Origin of the sequence: Cytobacillus praedii, assembly GCF_001439605.1 — a bacterium.
Lineage (GTDB): Bacteria > Bacillota > Bacilli > Bacillales > Cytobacillaceae > Cytobacillus > Cytobacillus praedii.
The window spans coordinates 1-20,037 of the sequence record NZ_LMBX01000024.1 but is presented as its reverse complement, the minus strand read 5'-3'; the positions used below and the strand labels follow the sequence as shown (position 1 = coordinate 20,037).

15 protein-coding genes and 2 other annotated features (1 of these 17 only partly in view) are annotated in these 20,037 nt (G+C 36.8%); of the genes, 13 read left to right on the top strand and 2 right to left on the bottom strand.

Translation table 11 applies throughout. The features are described 5' to 3' along the window. Positions 1–150: a binding site (T-box leader), on the top strand (it extends 88 nt beyond the left edge of the window). Positions 151–185: 35 nt separating this feature from the next. Beyond that, positions 186–423 (top strand) — a binding site (T-box leader). Positions 424–481: 58 nt separating this feature from the next. From thrS to ASU02_RS20290, 8 genes are all read left to right on the top strand, one after another. Next, positions 482–1,690 (top strand): threonine--tRNA ligase, encoded by a 1,209-nt coding sequence (thrS, locus tag ASU02_RS20325; protein WP_057767059.1) that lies wholly within the window; start codon positions 482–484, stop codon positions 1,688–1,690. Between the two features lie 127 nt (positions 1,691–1,817). Continuing rightward, complete coding sequence (locus ASU02_RS20320; RefSeq protein WP_057767057.1) at positions 1,818–2,621, top strand: Fpg/Nei family DNA glycosylase; 804 nt, start codon at positions 1,818–1,820, stop codon at positions 2,619–2,621. Positions 2,622–2,772: 151 nt separating this feature from the next. Continuing rightward, the gene (corA, locus tag ASU02_RS20315) at positions 2,773–3,714 is read left to right on the top strand and encodes a magnesium/cobalt transporter CorA (RefSeq protein WP_057767055.1); all 942 of its coding nucleotides are present in this window, start codon (positions 2,773–2,775) and stop codon (positions 3,712–3,714) included. A gap of 162 nt (positions 3,715–3,876) precedes the next feature. After that, complete coding sequence (locus ASU02_RS20310; RefSeq protein ID WP_057767053.1) at positions 3,877–4,380, top strand: DinB family protein; 504 nt, start codon at positions 3,877–3,879, stop codon at positions 4,378–4,380. A gap of 58 nt (positions 4,381–4,438) precedes the next feature. Then, positions 4,439–5,134 (top strand): response regulator transcription factor, encoded by a 696-nt coding sequence (locus ASU02_RS20305; protein WP_057767051.1) that lies wholly within the window; start codon positions 4,439–4,441, stop codon positions 5,132–5,134. 3 nt (positions 5,135–5,137) lie between these two features. Further along, positions 5,138–6,073, top strand: a complete 936-nt coding sequence (locus tag ASU02_RS20300; RefSeq protein ID WP_057767049.1) for a sensor histidine kinase — start codon at positions 5,138–5,140, stop codon at positions 6,071–6,073. 137 nt (positions 6,074–6,210) lie between these two features. Then, the gene (locus ASU02_RS20295; protein ID WP_057767047.1) at positions 6,211–7,134 is read left to right on the top strand and encodes an ABC transporter ATP-binding protein; all 924 of its coding nucleotides are present in this window, start codon (positions 6,211–6,213) and stop codon (positions 7,132–7,134) included. Next, a complete protein-coding gene (locus tag ASU02_RS20290) occupies positions 7,127–7,810 on the top strand; it encodes an ABC transporter permease (protein ID WP_057767045.1) in 684 nt (227 codons plus the stop codon). The genes ASU02_RS20295 and ASU02_RS20290 overlap by 8 nt, the downstream gene beginning before the upstream one ends. 99 nt (positions 7,811–7,909) lie before the next feature. On the opposite strand, the gene ASU02_RS20285 is transcribed toward ASU02_RS20290, so the two are convergent. Beyond that, a complete protein-coding gene (locus ASU02_RS20285) occupies positions 7,910–8,809 on the bottom strand; it encodes a 3-hydroxyacyl-CoA dehydrogenase (protein ID WP_057767043.1) in 900 nt (299 codons plus the stop codon). A 254-nt stretch (positions 8,810–9,063) separates the two neighbouring features. Here ASU02_RS20285 and ASU02_RS20280 point away from each other — a divergent pair, with 254 nt between their 5' ends. Both ASU02_RS20280 and ASU02_RS20275 read left to right on the top strand, forming a co-directional pair. After that, entirely contained in the window at positions 9,064–9,738 is a 675-nt protein-coding gene (locus tag ASU02_RS20280; protein WP_232426305.1) for an AlkZ-related protein, read from the top strand. A 160-nt stretch (positions 9,739–9,898) separates the two neighbouring features. After that, positions 9,899–11,107 (top strand): MDR family MFS transporter, encoded by a 1,209-nt coding sequence (locus ASU02_RS20275; RefSeq protein ID WP_057767038.1) that lies wholly within the window; start codon positions 9,899–9,901, stop codon positions 11,105–11,107. A 93-nt stretch (positions 11,108–11,200) separates the two neighbouring features. Here the strand turns inward: ASU02_RS20275 and ASU02_RS20270 are convergent, their stop codons facing one another. Beyond that, a complete protein-coding gene (locus tag ASU02_RS20270; protein WP_057767036.1) occupies positions 11,201–12,493 on the bottom strand; it encodes a DUF5068 domain-containing protein in 1,293 nt (430 codons plus the stop codon). A gap of 337 nt (positions 12,494–12,830) precedes the next feature. Between ASU02_RS20270 and ASU02_RS20265 the strand changes: the two genes are divergently transcribed. The 3 genes from ASU02_RS20265 to ASU02_RS20255 all read left to right on the top strand — a co-directional run. Next, the gene (locus ASU02_RS20265; RefSeq protein WP_057767035.1) at positions 12,831–15,860 is read left to right on the top strand and encodes a hybrid sensor histidine kinase/response regulator; all 3,030 of its coding nucleotides are present in this window, start codon (positions 12,831–12,833) and stop codon (positions 15,858–15,860) included. Positions 15,861–15,996: 136 nt separating this feature from the next. Further along, positions 15,997–17,097: a response regulator gene (locus ASU02_RS20260; RefSeq protein WP_057767033.1), complete on the top strand. Its 1,101-nt coding sequence runs from the start codon at positions 15,997–15,999 to the stop codon at positions 17,095–17,097. A 286-nt stretch (positions 17,098–17,383) separates the two neighbouring features. After that, a partial coding sequence (locus ASU02_RS20255) for a X2-like carbohydrate binding domain-containing protein (RefSeq protein WP_232426304.1) occupies positions 17,384–20,037 on the top strand: 2,654 nt, incomplete at its 3' end.

Genomic DNA, 20,037 nt, shown 5'->3' with positions numbered 1-20,037 from the left:
AGTTTACCGCCTTGGAGCAATTATAGGGAACTGGTTTGANAACCAAATTAACTATAATCGGTAAATCCGTTATCTTTTTGAGCATAAAGCACATTTTATTATGTGCCTTATGGAATTAGGGTGGCACCACGACCGCACNTCGTCCCTTTTATAGGGATGGGTGCGTTTTTTTTATTAAATCAATAGTTATCGCGTAGAAAAGGACATGAATTATTTCTAAATTTCTTACCAGAGAACAGGGTCATTGGCTGGAAGCCCTGAAGAAAAGGAAATAGTTTACCGCCTTGGAGCAATTATGGGGAACTGGTTTGAAACCAAATTAACCATAATCGGTAAATCCGTTATCTTTTTGAGCATAAAGCACATTTCATTATGTTTGCCTTATGGAAATAGGGTGGCACCACGACCGCACTCGTCCCTTTTGTTGGGATGAGTGTGTTTTTTTATTTATAAAAATTATAAAAATTAGGGGGACCATAAGATGTCTAATCAAATCGAAGCAGAAAAAAGAAATCATAGAAAGTTAGGTCAAGAGTTAGAGCTTTTTACTTCAATGGAAGAGTCACCAGGGATGCCTTTCTTCCTGCCGAAAGGAATGGTCATTCGAAATGAGCTTGAAAACCTTTGGAGAGAGAAGCACCAAAAGGCAGGCTATCAGGAAATTAAAACACCTATTATGATGAAACAGGAAATTTGGGAGCAGTCAGGTCATTGGCAGCACTACAAGGATAATATGTATTTTTCCCAAGTGGATGAACAAAGTTATGCGATTAAACCAATGAGCTGTCCCGGAGCGATTTTAATTTTTAACAATAAACGAAGAAGTTATCGTGAATTGCCGATTCGCTTTGCTGAACTTGGGTTAGTCCATCGCCATGAACTGTCAGGATCTATTAATGGGCTGCTAAGGGTGCGTTCCTTTACACAAGACGATGCTCATTTATTTGTCCGGGTAGACCAAATTGAATCCGAAATAGATAAGGTATTATCCTTGATTGATGAATTCTATGCTCATTTTGGTTTTGAATATAAGGTAGAGCTATCAACTCGACCTGAAGAATACATGGGTTCAAAAGAAATTTGGGATGAAGCTGAGTTCGCTTTAGAGTCTGTTTTAAAAAGCAAAGGGATGCCATACCAAATCAATCCTGGAGATGGAGCTTTTTATGGACCTAAAATTGACTTTCATATTTTGGATTCACTCGGACGAAGCTGGCAATGCGGAACAGTTCAGCTTGACTTCCAAATGCCAGAAAAGTTTGGCTGCGCATATATAGGTGAAGATGGAAAACCCCATTGCCCTGTTATGATTCATCGTGCGATTTATGGATCAGTTGAGCGGTTTATGGCAATCTTAATTGAACATTTTGCTGGTGATTTTCCGCTATGGCTAGCACCTGTTCAGGCGAAAATAATCGCTATTTCAGATTCTCATATCGATTATGCTTCTGAGGTGAAATCACAATTAGAATCTGCGGGAATACGGGTAGAATTGGATTCGAGGTCAGAGAAGCTAGGCCTTAAGATAAGAGAAGCGGAAAAGCAAAAAATCTCTTACATGCTGATCATCGGTGATCAAGAGGCGAAGAATAAATCTGTGGCAATAAGAAAGCGTAAGGAAGGAAATATAGGTGTCTTAAGTATTCAAGAGGCAATCGAGCGTTTCAGCGAAGAAATAAATGGAAATTAATCAAAGCGGGACATGGGGGCAGGATCCTTGTCCCTATGATCTTTGATTCTGATTTTATAGGGATTCAGAATAGGGGGATAAGTATGGAGGAATAATGCAAATAGTGATGTTTAATAGGAGTGAAATCATGCCGGAGCTTCCTGAAATGGAGACATATAAATCGCTGCTGCAACTAATAATTGGCGGTCAATCAATTACAGAGGTCATGATTAACCGGGAGAAATCAATAAATGTACCAATTGAAGAATTTGCCTCTCTTGTATTACATCAGAAAATAAATGTCATTGAAAGAAGAGCGAAATATTTAGTATTCCATCTGCAAAATGGCTCATGTTTACTTTTGCATTTAATGCTTGGGGGCAGGATGTTTTATGGTAAGGAAGAGGACCGTCCAGATCGAACGGTGCAGGTACAATTATCCTTTGGAAATCATCACCTTTACTTTATCGGGCTCCGTTTAGGGTATTTGCATCTTTTATCACCTGAAATGATACAGCAGGAATTTCAGCATATTGGTCCTGAGCCGCTTGATCAAAGTTTTTCTCTCCATACTTTTCAAACTATCATAAAAGACAAAAGAGGTGGATTGAAGACAACACTGTTGAATCAAGAGGTCATTGCTGGTATCGGGAATCGCTATTCGGATGAAATTCTTTGGCATGCACAGCTTCTGCCAGAAAGAAAAACAAATGAATTAGATACGGATGAACTTGCCCGCTTATACGAATCGATGCAGTATATTCTTCAAAAGGGAATTCAACAGGGCGGTTATATGGAGGAGCCCCTTTTTAAGGGGGATGGCAAAACAGGAGACTATGAAATGTATGTCCATAGCCGCGAAGGGGAAAATTGCAGACGCTGTCATTCACTGATAGTAATGAAAGAGATTTCCTCGCGTAAAACGTATTTCTGTCAGGACTGCCAGCATTAAAATGAAAAGAATAGAGATTATCCCAAACAGCACTATGATTCGTTTGAAATGAGCTGCAGTTTTTTTCTTAAGATTTCTTTCAATTAATATATTTTATAATGATTGTAAAAGCCCAGTTTGTATTGACAAAAATAAAGAAGGTATCTTACAAATGATTCGAATTTTTGCTGTTACTGATGATCTAGAACTAATAAAGGATATACCAATGGATCGTTTATCTGATCCAAATATTAAATGGTATTGGGTTGATTTTGATTCTCCTGCAGAAGAGGAAGCAAAACTTCTTAAAACATATTTTAACTTTCACCCACTTGCGATAGAAGACTGCTTGCACTTTTTGCAGCGGCCAAAACTTGACCATTATGAGGGCTATGATTTCTTTGTTTTGCATACATTAAACCAATCTTCGCTAATGCCTGAAGAGGTGGATGTGTTTGTAGGACATAATTTCATTGTAACTTTTCATCTAACTTCATCGGTTGAAATTGGCTTCATTCAACAAAGATTGTTAGAGGATAGGACTATTTTGAGTAAAGGGGCTAAGTATATTTACTATTTGATCATGGATAAAATTGTAGATGGATTTTTTCCGAGTGTTTATCAAATGGAAGATGAATTAAATGAAATTGAAGCCAAGGATGCAGATCAAAATCTAATTGAAGACGTTTATGAAATCAGGAAAAAACTGCTAAGATTGCGAAGAACCATTTTTCCTATGCGAGAATTACTTTATAGGATATTAAACTCTGAGAATTTAATTATTCCAAAAGAAGAGCGAATATATTTTATGGATATATACGACCATTTACTCAAGCTTTCTGAAATGATTGAGTCTAATCGAGAAATGACAGCAGATATCCGGGATAGTTATCTTTCCATTAATTCCGATCGAATGAATACGATTATGAAGACGCTTACCGTGATGACATCTGTTTTTGTCCCTTTAACTTTTATTGCAAGCATCTATGGAATGAACTTTGAATATATGCCAGAACTCACCTGGCATTTAGGATACTTTGGTGTATTAACAGTTATGCTTGTAGTTGGCTCTATTATGTTAATCGGATTATGGATTAAAGGATGGTTCAAATAAAATATAGTGATGGGACAAGGGGACGGGAACCTTGTCCCATTTTTTGTTATAAATAGTAATCAAGTGTATTTTTCGAAGCTATGTGAAAAGGGATTAGAGAATATATGTAGAATAAAGATTTTTGTAGTAAATAGAAATATAACATGCGGGAGGAAAAGGAAAATGGATGATAACAGAGCCAAGAAAATGTACGATTACCACGTTTGGGCTAACCAGAAATTATTCCAGCATTTGAAACAATTGCCTGAGAGGTTATATAAAGAGCAGATCAATAGTGTGTTCTCTTCGATTTCAGACGTAATGGTCCATTTGTATGCTACAGATGTTACATGGCTTGAGACAATGAAGGGAAGCAGTTATCAGGATACAGTTTCAACGGTTAACCGCAGAAAACAAGAAGCATCTGAAATATCAATCGACGAACTTGAAGGGCTTTATCGTTCGCTTTCAGAAGAATATTATCGTTTTTTTGCAGAGCAGCAGGATAGTGAGCAAATCATTATTACTGAGCATCCTCGATTTGGTCGTACGGAATTCGTACTTGCTGATCTCATTCATCATGTGGTTAATCATGGCACCTACCACCGCGGAAACATATCAGCCATGCTGCATCAGCAAGGCGAACGAGGAATTCCAACGGATTATGTTTATTTTCTTTTTAAATGATGGGGTGGGGGACATGATTCCTGTCCCCGTGTCCCGCAATTGATGGGAAGTGAAATGTATGCAGAAGCGAATTTTACTTGTGGAGGACGATAGGGAGATAAGCAAGCTGATAAAGGATCATTTGGAACAGGAGAGTTTTTCAGTATGGCATGCATTTGATGGAGAGGAAGCTTTGGCTCTTTTTGCTAAAGAGGAATTTGATGTCATCTTACTTGATTTAATGCTTCCTAAATTAAGCGGGATGGATTTTTTGAAAAAGATAAGAGAAACAAGCTTACTTCCCGTATTAATAATCTCAGCCAAAGGGAGTGATATAGACAAAGCATTGGGCCTTGGTTTTGGTGCAGATGATTATATAAGCAAGCCTATTTCCATGATTGAATTAACAGCCAGAGTGCATGCGGCCATTCGAAGAGCTACGCAATATACGCCTGTTGTGAATGAATCTGCACCAAGTACGATTCATTTTAAGGAATTATCCCTCGATTTTCATTCTTTTTCTGCACAAGTAAAGGGGAAGACGGTGCAGCTTACATCAAAGGAATTCCATATTTTAAAGCTATTTCTGACAAATCAGAGCAGAGTGTTTACAAAGGAACAAATATACCATTTTATTTGGGAAGAAGATTATTATGGGAATGAAAATGTGATTAACGTACAAATAAGAAGGCTAAGGGAAAAAATTGAAGAGAATCCGTCCAATCCTCAGTATATCCGAACAGTCTGGGGAATTGGATATAAATTAGGTGAATAATTCATGACCCTTTTTCTATGTGTCATTATTATCCTATTAGCTGTTATGAATGGATGGCAATATGTTTCCCGCAGGAAAATAAACAAAGATCTAAATGTGATTAGTGAAAAATTAACGGAAATCATCCAACAAGAGACTGCCGAAAAAGTGCTGCTGCAAACGGATGAGCATTTCATCCGGCTTTTGCTCATTCAAATTAATCGACTTTTGGATTACAACCAAAAAGTCATTGCTGATTATGCAAAAATGAAAGATAGCTTGAGGAAAATGATCTCCAATATGTCACATGATTTAAAAACACCATTGACCGTTATTTTAGGATATGTGGAAAAATTAAAGCTGGATAAAAAGATAACTGAGGAAGAGAAGGAAATGACCCTTTTACGCCTTCATGAAAAGGTTTTGAGCTTAATCTCTTTACTCAGCCAATTTTTTGATCTAGTAAAAATAGAATCAGACGATTATGTCATCCCATTAAGTAAGATTTCAATCAATGAGATTTGCAGGAAGACCGTATTGGACTTTTATCATTTGCTTACAGCAAAAGGACTTCAGGTAGAAATTAACATTCCTGAACAAAATTTTTATATTCTTGGCAATGAGGAAGCGTTAACCCGTGTACTTAACAATCTAATCTCAAATTCTATTAGGTATGGAAGTGATGGGGGGATATTTGGTTTAGCCCTTCGTGAAGAGGAAGGAGCGGTTGCTGTTGATATTTGGGATAAAGGGAAAGGAATTGAAGAGATCCATCAAGATCGTGTATTTGAAAGGCTCTATACATTAGATGATGCAAGAAATCTCCAATTTCATGGAAGCGGTTTAGGTCTAAGCATTACGAAACGGTTAATGGAAACAATGAAGGGTTCCATCCACTTAAGCAGCAAGCCATTTGAAAAAACAATCTTCACTTGTATTTTTAAACAAATTACCTATTAATCCTTCGCGAAAAGAGGTGTTCTGCAGGAACGGCTCTTTTTTTGCGTGAAACGTAAGAAACATGTAATGAATGCGAAAGAGAAAAGAAACTTTTCCTGCTTATGATAGGAGTAGAAGGAGTTAAGGGGGTCATTTGAATGGATTACATTATTCGAACAAGTGGATTAACGAAAATTGTCAAAGGAAAAACGCTGGTATCTAATGTCAATCTCCATATTAAAAAAGGAGAAATATATGGTTTCCTTGGGCAAAATGGCGCGGGAAAAACAACGATTATGAAATTACTTACTGGATTATTAAGCCCAACAGCAGGTGAAATAGAGGTATTTGGCCAGAGGCTTACAGAAGAATCGAAGTCTAGTTTGAAACGGGTTGGGAGTATTATTGAGTATCCGATCTTTTTTGAGCATTTAACAGCAATGGAGAATCTTATGATCCATTGTGAATATTTAGGGTTCTATGATAAATCTGCAATGGCACAGGCGTTGGATATGGTCCATTTAGAGGGGATTGAAGATAAACTAGTGAAGGATTTTTCGCTTGGAATGAAGCAGCGTTTAGGGATAGCCCGTGCAATTATAACAAAGCCAGAGCTGATTATATTAGATGAACCGACAAATGGACTTGACCCTATTGGCATAAAGGATATGCGTGATTTAATCCGGATGCTTAATAAGGAATATGGAATTTCCTTCCTGTTATCCAGCCACATTTTAGGGGAAATGGAACAGGTAGCTGACAGGATTGGTGTGATTAATAAGGGAAGGCTTTTGAATGAAGTAATGTTAGCTGATATACGGAAGCAGCGGACAGATTATATAGAGCTTGTGACTTCTAATGTAGAAAAAGCTGTGTATCTGCTTGAAAATAAACTTCGTATTTCCAACATGAAAATTGTGCAAGGAAATAGAATTCGGATATACGATTTGTCCCAATCACAAAATGAAATTTCAAAGATGTTAGTACTGCATGATATTGGGATTGAAGAAATGCAAAAACATACAAGCACATTGGAAGACTATTTTTATAATCAAATACATGGAGGTGGGAACATTGTTTAAATTAATGAAGCTGGAATGGGGGAAATTAAGGCAGAAGTCTATTATTGGCGAAGTAGTTATTTATTTGCTAATTGTAATGTTCTTACCAACATTTTTTATAAAAATGGTTATTCCTGACTTTGGTCAGAGCTATGCATCGATGATCGAACTGATCTTGCCGATTCAAATGGGGTTTGTCCTTTTTGGTGCATCGCTTATTAATCAAGTAGTGATTGACGAGTATAAGAATAAAACGATATCCCTTTCATTCAGCTATCCAATAAGCCGCAAAAAACTTTTTATGGCTAAGGTGCTGTTTATCTCACTTTTTGTTTTTCTTATAACCCTCGTTTCCTTTTTACTGACTGGTATAACCACCTATTTGCTTGATGAGGCGTTTTCCATTATTAATGGGCAGCCGACAGGTACGGATATTTCAACGTTTTTCATTAAAATGATTTCCCATTCTATTATTATTACCCTTATTAGTTTAATCCCGCTCTTTCTATTTGGATTATGGAAAAGGGCAACAATCCCGCTAGTTCTTTGTGCGATCTTTCTTATGCAATTTCAAAACTTCTCTTATCTTCTGAAGGTGAATCTGAATCCAGACCTAGTGAATTTTGTGCTATGCATTTTAGGAGCTGCCAGTGCTTACCTTTCCATTAAACTAGTCGATAAATTAGGGGATATTTAACAGGACGAGGGGATAGGGACCTCGTCCCATTTTTCTTGTTGAACTCACTTTAATACTACAGAAAAACTTTTACTTGATTGTCTTACTTACGTGAAGTGATTAGTTCTTTAAAAAGTCTGGTTGCATAAAGCTAGGGTTCGGATACTTGTAGAAGCCTTCTCCTGTTGCCCGTCCGAGTTTTCCTTTATCGATATACTCAGTCCTTAACAGCTCAGCTAATTTTTCAAACTCTTCCTTTCCGGTTGCCTGGGCTTTTGCAAGTGTGATGTTATATGCAGTATTAATGCCTACTACATCTAAAATTGCAAATGGACCAAGTGGCGCGCCTGTTCCTACCATCCATGTTTTATCAATGGTTTCTGGATCAGCAATTTCTTTAATTAATAGCATTTGCGCTGCATCTAATAAAGGAACCAATAAAGAATTTAAAATATAGCCGGGCTGCTCTTTTTGTAATGGCAAGGCAACCATACCGATGGTTTTAGCAAATTCAATGACTTCATCAAATACTTTCGCATCTGTTCCTGGATGCTTCATAATTTCAGCTGTATTGTTTTTCCAAATTTCATTGGCAAAGTGTAAAGCTAGAAATCTTTCTGGTCGTCCAGTTGCCTCTGCAAATTGGCTTGGCAGCAATGTAGAAGAATTCGTTGCGAAAATCGTCTTATCAGGAGCAACATTCCCAAGCTCTGTGTAAAAATCTGATTTAATTTGAACCACTTCAGGAATGGCTTCAATAACAAGGTCTGCGTCACGGACTGCCTCAGACAAATGACTGTTGAAGGAAATGCGATTGTAAGCAGTGTTGACCTCTTCCTCTGTTGCTCCTAAATCTGCTTGATAATGCGGCTTTAAATTCATGATTCTATCTTTTGCACGTGCCAATGCTTCATCATTAATGTCATATACAACTACATTGAATCCTTTAAAAGCGGTTTGGTATGCTATTTGACTGCCTAAAACACCGCTCCCAGCAACTGTGATATTTTTATAATTCATTGTAATACTCCTTCTTCCTGCTCTTATATAACTACTTGTTAATCTCTGAAAATCTGCTTTCTTATTATGGCACATCTCATAAAAAAAGATGAAAGAATTTGCCTAAAGGCATATCCACACCGAGAACGCGGGGACCGGAAACCCTTCCCATTTTATCCTTGCTTTAAAGAAAGTCATATAATCTGCCATAAAGGAAATTTTGAAGGATTTAGCGAAGATAGTAGGAAAGTACTTTTTATAAAGGAGCTATGCTGATGGGAAATAAAGTAAAAAGCTATGAAGAAGCTGTAAAAGTAATTGAGGAGATTGGATTATTGCCACTAGCCCCTTTGATACCTGATTACCCATCTTTGAATAGCATTACATTGGAAGAAGCGTGGCATTCTGGAACAGAATTTGACCCTTGGAATTGGAGGACGAAGTTTTCTTCAGATGGGGTGGCGGGGTACGGGAAATTTATGAAGAAAAAATCAGTGCTCGTATCCCGGCGGCTACTCCCTTATGTGAAAATGGTGCTGGGCTTTAATGATACGGTTGAAGAACGTTATTACAATGGGAATGTATCAAAAGAAGCACTGCATTTGTTCAGGATTATACATCTTGACGAAGGGATCGATACAAGGGCATTGAGGACGAAAGCAGATATGCGGGAGAAGGAAAAAAAGAAGATATTTGAAAATGCGTTAGTTGAATTACAAGGTTCAATGGATATTGTTATTTCGGGCATTCAGGAAAAAACGGATGCGAATGGGGAAAAGAATGGCTGGAGCAGCACTTCTTTTGAAACATATGATTCTTGGGCGAAAAGAAATCATATAGAATCCATTGATCTAGACAGGGAGGAAGCTAGGAAGTATCTCCTTACTCACTTTAAAAATGTATGTTCGAACGAGACCGCTGTAAAAAGACTTGAGAAAATTCTAGTTTGAATTAGCGTGAATAAAAAAATAGTATAAATGATTAATTACAAAAATATATTTAAAAGGAACACGCCTTCGATTATAATCAACATAATCGAACGTGTGTTTTTTTGTGGCAATCTTTTTGCAAATTGAATGGGCAGTTTCTTTTAGAAAGGATACTTACATAATGAAAAAGACAAAATCCTTCCATATCCTTGTTTGGGTTATCCTTGGGGGCACGATTTTTACAAGAATAGCGAGTTTTATGGCTATTCCATTTTTGGCTTTATATTTGCATAATACACAGGGGGTTCATCCGGTATTAATTGGAATTACGGTTGGAGTCGCACCGCTTGTTGCGACAATTGGCGGTTTTGTTGGCGGGTATTTGACCGATCGATTTGGCCGAAAAAAGGTTATTCTTACAACCATATTTGTTTGGAGTTTCGTCTTTATAGGCTTTGGATTAGCTAAGAGTATTTATCTGTTTATTTTCCTGAACGCTTTAAACGGGTTATGTCGCTCCTTTTTTGAGCCATCAACCCAGGCGTTAATGATTGACTTCACCGAACCTAGTCAGCGCAAAAGGATGTTTACACTTCGGTATACTGCCATTAATATTGCGGGGGTAATTGGTCCGCTGCTGGGTGCATACATTGCTACTGTTTCAACACAAAGCATTCCATTTTTTATCACAGGTGTTATGTATTGTGTGTATGGTGTGTTCCTATTCGTTATTTTAAATCGCTATACAATGCGGCAAGTAATCAGCAAGTCACCGGTCCATATTTATCAAATGCTAAAAATTGTGTCCTCTAATCGCGCACTTGTTTTCTTTATATTAGGGGCAATCTTTATTAATATTGGCTATTCTCAATTGGATTCAACCATTCCGCAATTTTTAGAAATGAATTTCGAAAATGGAGTTTATTTATATTCAGTTCTTATATCATTAAACGCTGCAATTGTCATTCTTCTGCAATTTCCAATCAGTCTTTGGAGTGAAAAATTATCGGCTGTCAATTCTATGACCATTGGGATTTTCTTCTTTGTTGCGGGCTATATCCTTTTTATTTTTGGTACAAATCTCCCGATGCTTATTGTGGCTATCACTGTCGTGACACTAGGGGAAATTTTTACGTTTCCATCTATGAATATTCTTATTGATCAAATTGCACCTGATGATCAAAAGGGAACATATTTAGGGGCGGCTCAATTTAGAAATATCGGCAGCTTTGCCGGACCAATTATAGGCGGATGGCTGTTGATATTTGGAAGTGGAGCCTATTTGTTTGGGACAATGGCCCTTATTGTTTTACTTAGTGTTTTCTTTTACCGTGCAGGAGATCGTTTTGCCGGGTCTTCGAAAGAAGTGCAGCGATATGAGGTACTTTAGAATACTCTGGGGTGAGGGAACTGTAACTGTCCCTCTGTCTCAAAAAAAGCCTTTCCTCAATTAGAAATGAGGAAAGGCTTAAGGAAGAATAGTTTATTTTAAAGTAAATGTAATCTTTTTCCCTTTTGAAAGATCTTTTGCTTCTTTATCTCTCATCGGTCCAACTTCAACTTCGAATGATTTATCTTTCCAAATTTTATCATACATTTCTTTTTCTAATACATAGATTTGCAGAAGCTCACCTTTAGCTCCAGGTGCAATTACATCACTATATTTATAATTTAGCAACATGCCTTCGTTAAGCATATATTGTGTTCCGTCATTAACCGTTAGCTTAGAGCTGATTGAACTTTGGGCAATCTCTGAAGCACCTTTATTATCAATATTAAACTTTACAGTTAATAGAACAACCCCATTATTGAACGATTCAAATCGCGGTGCTTCCACTTCGTTTGGTACAAATTCAGTGAATTGATACCCATCTAAAGTAACGGTAGCATCCCCAAGAGGCTCACTTTTACCAATTCCGTTTTTCTCCTCGATCATTGTTTTAGTACCCATATCATCAATGGTTGCCTTATCTTGATAGAAACTCTTATTGCCTTCTACTTTTTTCTCGCCGCTTGCATTAAGTGACAGTGTGAATTGCCCTTCTTTTCCGAATGACGAAGAAAAATCATCCTTTACAGCTAGCGGGGCAGGGACTTCTACTGCTGCAGTTGATACGTTCAGTACTTGTTTTAAATGATCATCACCAAATGGATAAGTATAATAACCAGTTATCGTTTCACCAGCTTTAATAAGATAGCCAGTAGAATGTGTTAGCTTTGTTGAGAGCTGTTCGTTTTCTGGTAATAGATCTCTATAATTATCATAGGCCTTCATGGCACCTGTGAAATTCAAATAAAATGCGGGCATGTAATAGGCATCTTTACCTGTCTCGTTTTTCACTGTATATTTGGCAATGATGACGCCGCCATTTGTTTGATCATTAAACGGAATCATAAAATCCGTATGAAAGTCCTTTAGTTCAACAAGTTTATATGCATCTAATGAGACAGAAACACCTTCCATCTCGTGCTTTTGCGGAGTGTCATTTTCATAAAGAATTTTAGTTGTTCCTTCTGTTTCTTTTTCCATGTAACTAATTAATTCCGAAAAGTCGCTGGAGCCTTCATTTTCTTTTGTGTTGGCTTCTTCAGTAGTGTCTTCTGCTTCCTTTTCTGTATCTTCGCTTTTTCCCTTTTTATCCGCTTCAGCTGAAGCTGTTTCTTTAGAACCTTCTGATTCTTTCTCTTTAGATGCTTGCTTATCTCCACTACACCCGGCTAAAACGAATGCAGCCACTAGCATAGAAATGAGCAAGGTAACTAGTTTTTTTGGCATAAATCTAAACAACCTCCAAATAAAAATTATTCTCTAATCCTACTATAATATGGTAATTGTTCAAGGGTAAAAAGGTCTAACGTTGGCAAAATGTACCTAATAAGCAGAAATGGAAAACTGTTCCATTTGGACTATAAAACATAGAAAGGCGCATCATGGATTTATTTATGGGAATAAATGAAGGGTTAAAAGACTTAAATCATTACATGACAATAGAAGGGATTTTTTTATTCCTTTGAAGTTCTTTGCAATATAGCGGAAATAATATATAGTATGATTATTTTATATAGCAGTTTGCCATAAATCTTTCTAATTAAACATAAGGATATCTAACAAAATGAAGAAACTATTTTTAACAGTAATTTTACCTATAAGCATTTTAATGGTTTGTACAATTACCTTCTACCCATTGTTAAATAAAGAAAAGACTATTCAGCCAAAAGCAGTTAATGGGATTTTAGATCTGCGTTCATACGATTTCAGTCATGATGAGCCGGTTGAGTTGAATGGGGAGTGGGAGTTTGTTCCGGGGAAATTGCTTAGCTCTAGTGAATTTGCTAATCAAAAAACATATCTTGTCCAAGTGCCATCCTTGTGGACAAGTTACGTACTAGATGGGGAGAAGGTACCGAAATATACAAGTGGTACGTATCGCTTAAAGATCAAAATAGATGATGCGGATAATATTTTGGGAATAAAAACAAGCAATATTCGAATGTCCAATGCCGTGTATTTGAATGGGAAGCTGATTGGTCAAAGTGGAAGCCCTGCAGAGGATTCATCATATACTCCACATAATATCCCATATGTTTCTTATTTTCTGCCGGATAAAAAGGAAATCGAACTTTTAATCCATGTGGCTAATTTTGACTATGCCTCAGGCGGGGGAATTTTAGGATCCATTTTCTTAGGTGGGCAAGAAGGGATTGGGCAATTACGGGAGAGCTCCATCGTCTATGATTGGGTAACGATTGCAGCATTTTTAACGATGTTTATTTTTTTCTTAGGTAATTATTTACATGCGAGAATTGGTATAGATCAGTTTTTCTTTTCATTATTTTGTTTTGCAAATGTGTTATATGCATTCTCTCACGGAGAAAAGGTTTTACTAGCCCTTTTTCCTGCAGTTACTTACGGAGTATTTGAAAGAATTCAATTTATGTCAAGTATTTTAATTGGGTTGTTTGTACTGTTATATTTTCATTATGCATTAAAGGAATTTACTCACCGAAAAATGGTGAAAGTACTTAGCAGCATTGGATTTATATTGTTATGCTCTGCATTGTTGCCCGTTCATATTAACTCTAACTTACAAAGTGCTAATTCACTTTATATCTTTGTTGTTTTAGTTTACATCATCTATATTCAAATCATTGCTATTTATAAACAATCAGTTGGGGCAACTTATTTAATCTTTACTTCACTAACAATATTTGTTTATTTCATCGTTGCAACGTTAAATGTGATGACAGATATTGAATTAAATGCTCTGCCGCCGTTATTTCCGTTTATCTGCTTAACGTTGCTTGCTCTTTATATTTCACATCGGTTTACGAATTCCTTTCTGAAAAAAGAGGAGTTTTCAAATGCATTATTGCAGGTTGACAAAATAAAGGATGAATTTATCGCAAAAACATCTCATGAATTTCGAACTCCTTTGCATGGGATCATTGCTATATCGCAATCGATGTTAGATAAGAATGAGTCCCCTTTGACAAATGATCAGAAGGAGAGAATATCATTAATTGTTAATATTGCTCAGCGGTTATCCCATCTTGTTAATGATATATTAGATTTCTCTAAATTAAAGGTAGGAGAATTGAAGCTTACGATTGCTCCTGTAGATTTATTCTCTATCACACATTTAGTTGTAGAGACATTTTCATACATGGTAGATAAAGAAGTAGAAATCGTTAATCACATCAAACGGGGACAATTTGTCTTAGCGGATGAAGAAAGAGTTCGGCAAATTTTCTATAATTTAATAGAAAATGCAATTAAATATACGAATCAAGGAAAAGTAGGAATCAGCTGTTTTGAACAGGGAGACTATGTTGTCATTGAAATAAGTGATACAGGAATTGGGATACCTCCAGAAAATATTGAGACGTTATTTGAACCATTCCGGCAATTTGAAAATTCAATTGGGGGTACTGGTTTAGGTTTAAGTGTCACAAAGGAACTTGTTAATATCCAGGGAGGGGAGATTACTGTTGATTCAGAAGTTGGGAAAGGAACAACTTTTTCCTTCACTCTTCCTCGCGTAAACATAGTGGATGGAGAAAAACGAAAAGTTGACAAGAAAGACTATAGGGAACGGCGTCTGGTTCAACTGCCTATTCCTTACATTGTTGAAAATAAGGGACAGACAAAAGTCTTACTCGTGGATGATGATCATATAAATTTAAAAGTACTGATCGACACGCTAACACAAGAGGGGTATTTTATTATCGCTGTCGATAGTGGAAGGGCTGTATTTGAACAAATTAAGAAGCACCCTGATGTGGATATTGTGATTCTAGATATTATGATGCCAGAAATATCTGGATACGAAGTGTGTCAGCAACTTCGGAGGTCTTATCCACTCTCAGAGCTTCCTATCTTAATGCTTACTGCCGCAATACGGCCAGAAGATATGATTGCCGCGTTTCAGTCAGGAGCTAATGACTTTTTGCATAAACCGCTAGATGCTTCTGAACTAAAAACGAGGATAAGAAACCTTATTCTAATGAAAGAATCGGCAGAGACAGCAACAAAGATGGAGGTTGCTTTTTTACAAGCCCAGATTAAGCCGCATTTTATTTATAATGTTTTAAATTCGATTCTATCTTTAAGCTATTTAGATTTGGATAAGGCAAGAACAATGATTACAGACTTTGCAAATTTTTTGAGGGGAAGCTTCTCCTTTGAGAATACAAGCAGACTTGTACCGCTTGAAAAGGAGCTCTCACTTATCCAATCATATGTGAATATACATCTCATGAGGTTTCCAGATCAGATGGAATGGGAACTAGAAATAATAGATCCAATTAATTCTTTTATCCCTCCATTGCTGCTGCAGCCTCTTGTAGAAAATGCAATTCTGCATGGACTTAAAGGAAAGAGAGAAGGCGGAAAGGTAACTCTGGAAATCAAAGAGGAAAACGGAATGGTTGTATGCAGGGTTACTGATAATGGTCAAGGGATTCCTGAGGAACGACTAAATGATATTAGAAAGGGGCTAATGAACCGAGGGATTGGACTTCATAATATTTCCAAACGGCTAAAATACTTTGAGGAAGCATCCATTCATTTTGAAAGTGATGAAAATAGAGGTACGGCCGTTGAGATTAGATTCCCCCTAATTAGAGATATCGATAAGCCGTGATTGAGTACAAGTTCAGGTGGGATAGCAAAACAGGACAACTAATTGCTATTATTAGGTACACTTTAAATGAATGATGGTTAACTGCGGTAGCCAATAGTTTTTAGGCTGGCTGCCGTTTGAAAAGGGGGGGAACCCATTGTTAAAAGCAATATTGGTTGATGATGAAATACTCGCATTAGACTTATTAGAAGCGATGCTTAAGGAAAATGGCGGGGTTGATATTATCGGAAAGTTTACAAATCCTATAGAAGGGTTGGAGATTATCGATCATCTTAAACCTGATATTGTATTTTTAGATATTGAAATGCAAGAGATGAACGGCATTAAACTGGCCGAGAAACTAGAAAAATTGGCTGGACAAGCAGAAATTGTTTTTGTTACTGCCTATGATCAGTATGCACTCGAAGCATTTAATGTCCAAGCCGCTGATTATATTTTGAAACCGATTGATAAGGATCGTTTAAATAGAACGGTGCAGAGAGTATCCAATCGAAGGAGGCAATCTTCTCAATCATTGCCACTTCAAAGGTCAGCAATGGAAGCGAGTTTTCTAGGCAGCTTTCGTCTAACAGATCTGCAGGGAAAGCCAATGAACTGGCGGACGAAGAAGGTTAAAGAGCTCTGTGCCTATCTAATTCACCAAAATATGCCTATTCATCGCGATAAAATTATGGAAGATCTGTGGTCAGAGCAACCGCAAGAAAAAGCTTCGGCGCTTTTGCATACAAGTGTATATCATCTACGAAAAGAATTGAAAAATCGCGGATTCCATGAAGCAATCAGGTATGTGGATGAGAGATATTCCTTTGTAATAGATATAAGCAGCGATGTGTTGTTAATAAAACAAATCCTGAAACTCAAACAATTCACAAGCAAAGATGTAAAGATGCTGCTCTCCTTTTATACGGGTGATTATTTAGTTGAAGAAGATTATTATTGGTCCATTAACGAGCGGGAGCAGCTCCGGATAATGATGACACAATATTTAAGAACATTTATTAATATTACCCCTGATGAAAAAAAATCAGATCATGTCTATAAAGAGGCGATTGAAAAGCTGATTGATTTAGATCCGTGGGAAGAGCATTTTACCAGGGAGTTAATTCATTACTATATTCAGCAGGGGAACAAACGAGAGGCTATAAATGTTTATGATAAGTACAAAACATCCCTTTGGATACAGTTAGGTATTAATCCTTCGAAAATATTAGAAGATATGATAAAAAACATAAAATAATTATTTAATCCACCAGAATGCATATTTTGGTGGATTTTTTTGTCATATTTTAGCGAAATTTGTCTAATTTGTTGAGAATTTGTTGAGTGGGAATATTTATAATAACAAATAGTAATTTAGTCTGATTCAGGAAGGAAACTATTGCACTTTCTTCATAAGATTGGAGGCTAAGATTCTTTTTTATAATATCTTAAAGTAGAAAGCTATGTTGGGAGTCCTTCCACAATAGTTGATCTAGAAGTTTACTATTAAGCAAGGCTAATAATTCAAAATGAGGAGAACGTTTATGGGTAATTTTTTTTCAAAATCTTTATTGTTATTAATTATCTTTATTATGATGTCGTCATTAGTCATTCAAAATGTCCTAGCTTTTGATAAGGTAGAGGCTACTAATTCATATGGAATCAGATATCACGATGGCTACTTTTATACTGGTTATAGAAGCAGTTTAGATACATATTCAATAAAAAGAATATCAGATGACGGAAGTTCGGAAGTTGTAATTGAAAATGCTTCGACCAACTATCAGAAACCTATTACCGGAATAGCTTTCGATTCTGATGGGAATATGTATTATGCTGTCAAAGATATTTATTATTTTGACAGTGTATTTAGAGTATTAAAGAAAGATTTACCTACTCTTGAAAATCCAGTGCCTCTTGATCCGAGTGAAGACTCTTCAAAATTAACTACTATATTAAGAGGGTTTAAATCTATTTATGATTTAGCTTTCAGTCCTGAAGGAGATTTGTATTTCACTGACTGGGGAGATGATAATTTATATAAAATTTCAAAAACTGATTTAAATGAATTCCCAATCAATAATACAGATACTAACAAGGTCATAAACATTAGCACAAAAAGGTTGAATGGCATTTCATTTGATAAAGAAGGAAATATGTTTTTCACAATTCAAGGGCAAAATGGCGGAGCTAGTAAGGTTTTAAAGTCCGACCTAAGTGATAATAGAATTGATTTCAGTGATCCTAATGAAGTGAAAAATTTTATCACTTCTAATGAATTGGGGGGTATGTACTATGGAATTACCGTAAATGATACAGATGAAATATATTATTCAGATCATTTCTATATTAACAAGTACAAACCAATAGTTCATTCAATCATCGATCCAACAAATACATTATTTATGAAAAACACGGGCAGCGATATTCCAGTAACAATGACGCTAAATGGAAATACATTACAAGTCATCTATAATGGGTCCAACCCACTAATCTTAGGAACCGATTACACGTTAGAAGGTAATACAGTAAAGATAAAGAAAGAGTATTTAGCTCAACAAGAAGTAGGTCAAGTTAGGTTAGTGTTTTTATTTAGTCAAGGGAACCCACAATTTTTAGGAATAACGATACAGGAATCGACAACACAAAACAGCACAATAACACCAACAACAGCAACTTTTGATAAAAAGGAAGCGAACCAGGATGATATTCCAGTAACGATGACGCTGAATGGAAATACATTGCAATCTATTTATAATGGACCGAACGAGTTGGTTTTAGGAACCGATTACACGCTGGAAGATAATACGGTAAAGGTAAAGAAAGAGTATTTAGCCCAACAAGAAGTAGGTCAAGAAACATTAACATTTAAATTTAGTGCAGGAGTTTCTCAAGATTTGGTTATCACTGTAAAAGACGATACCCCACAAACTTCATATAATGTAACATATCATGGCAACAACCACACAGCGGGCAGCGTACCTGCTGATAATAATACCTATCAACAAGGAGAAACTGTATCAGTTCATGGGAATACTGGCAATCTAGTAAGAACTGGCTACAACTTTATTGGCTGGAATACATCCGCAGATGGAAGTGGAACGAATTATCCAGTAAATGAGACATTCAAAATGGGAACTAGCAATGTATCGTTATATGCAAAATGGGTTCCATTATCTCCTAATCCTGGTGGAGACAACGGAACACCCCCTTCGAATAATGGCGGCAACGGTGATTCTTCAAATTCGGGTCAGTCAAATCAAGAAATTATTACGGTGCCAGTGGACACTGGCAATATCGGCAATAGTACGACAGTCATGCAGACCCCGATTACACGGACGACAGAATCAAATGGCAAGATAACAGATGATGTGATATTAACACCAGACCGTGCGAAGGATACGGTAAAGTTCGTAAAAGAGCTAGGGCAAAATACTGCACGCATCGTCATACCGGACGAGAAAGACAAGGTATCTAAAGTAATTGTCAATGTGCCTAAAGAGGCGACAAAAGAAGTTAAAGAAAATAATATTAACCTTGAAATATATACAGAGAATGTAAGAATTGCCATTCCTCAACAATCATTGAAAACGTTCGAAGATGATTTATACTTCCGTCTGATTCCAATGAAGGAAGAGTCAGAGCGTCAAGAGGTTGAAGAACGTGCGAAGAAGGAAGAAATCATTCAAGAAGCTGCAAAAAACCAGACGGTCCAAGTTTTAGGCCGACCAATGGAAATCGAAACAAATATGCAAAGCAGAGAAGTATCGCTTGTACTTCCGTTAAAGAACAGCTTGCCGGCTGATGCAAAGGAACGCCAAAAAATGCTCGATAATCTCGGCATCTATGTTGAGCATAGTGATGGGACGAAGGAACTTCTAAGAGGGAAGGTAGTTCCATACAAAAACGAAACGGAATTAGGATTGGAGTTTACGGTTTCTAAGTTCAGTACCTTTACCATTGTATATATGGAAGGTGCTCAAGCATTCTTTGATGGAAAAACATGTGGAAAAGATAATGCAATCGGCTGTGTAAGTGCGAAGAAATCCGTACCATTGTATCAGCAAGTTAATAATCGCTTGAAGAAAGTAGTTGTGCTCAAATCAGGCAAGTGGGATCCAGCCTATGAAGCGATTTCTCCAATGCTTGGATTAGGCGGAGATATTTGGGTAGAGCGTACAGATGCGATTCGTTATGA

What these genes read in the sequence shown, in the direction of transcription:
- ASU02_RS20300 (WP_057767049.1), top strand. Translation starts at nt 5,138, where the DNA reads ATGACCCTTTTTCTATGTGTCATTATTATCCTATTAGCTGTTATGAAT.
- ASU02_RS20295 (WP_057767047.1), top strand. Translation starts at nt 6,211, where the DNA reads ATGGATTACATTATTCGAACAAGTGGATTAACGAAAATTGTCAAAGGA.
- ASU02_RS20305 (WP_057767051.1), top strand. Translation starts at nt 4,439, where the DNA reads ATGCAGAAGCGAATTTTACTTGTGGAGGACGATAGGGAGATAAGCAAG.
- ASU02_RS20265 (WP_057767035.1), top strand. Translation starts at nt 12,831, where the DNA reads ATGAAGAAACTATTTTTAACAGTAATTTTACCTATAAGCATTTTAATG.
- ASU02_RS20280 (WP_232426305.1), top strand. Translation starts at nt 9,064, where the DNA reads ATGGGAAATAAAGTAAAAAGCTATGAAGAAGCTGTAAAAGTAATTGAG.
- ASU02_RS20320 (WP_057767057.1), top strand. Translation starts at nt 1,818, where the DNA reads ATGCCGGAGCTTCCTGAAATGGAGACATATAAATCGCTGCTGCAACTA.
- thrS (WP_057767059.1), top strand. Translation starts at nt 482, where the DNA reads ATGTCTAATCAAATCGAAGCAGAAAAAAGAAATCATAGAAAGTTAGGT.
- corA (WP_057767055.1), top strand. Translation starts at nt 2,773, where the DNA reads ATGATTCGAATTTTTGCTGTTACTGATGATCTAGAACTAATAAAGGAT.
- ASU02_RS20275 (WP_057767038.1), top strand. Translation starts at nt 9,899, where the DNA reads ATGAAAAAGACAAAATCCTTCCATATCCTTGTTTGGGTTATCCTTGGG.
- ASU02_RS20270 (WP_057767036.1), bottom strand. Translation starts at nt 12,493, where the DNA reads ATGCCAAAAAAACTAGTTACCTTGCTCATTTCTATGCTAGTGGCTGCA.
- ASU02_RS20310 (WP_057767053.1), top strand. Translation starts at nt 3,877, where the DNA reads ATGGATGATAACAGAGCCAAGAAAATGTACGATTACCACGTTTGGGCT.
- ASU02_RS20285 (WP_057767043.1), bottom strand. Translation starts at nt 8,809, where the DNA reads ATGAATTATAAAAATATCACAGTTGCTGGGAGCGGTGTTTTAGGCAGT.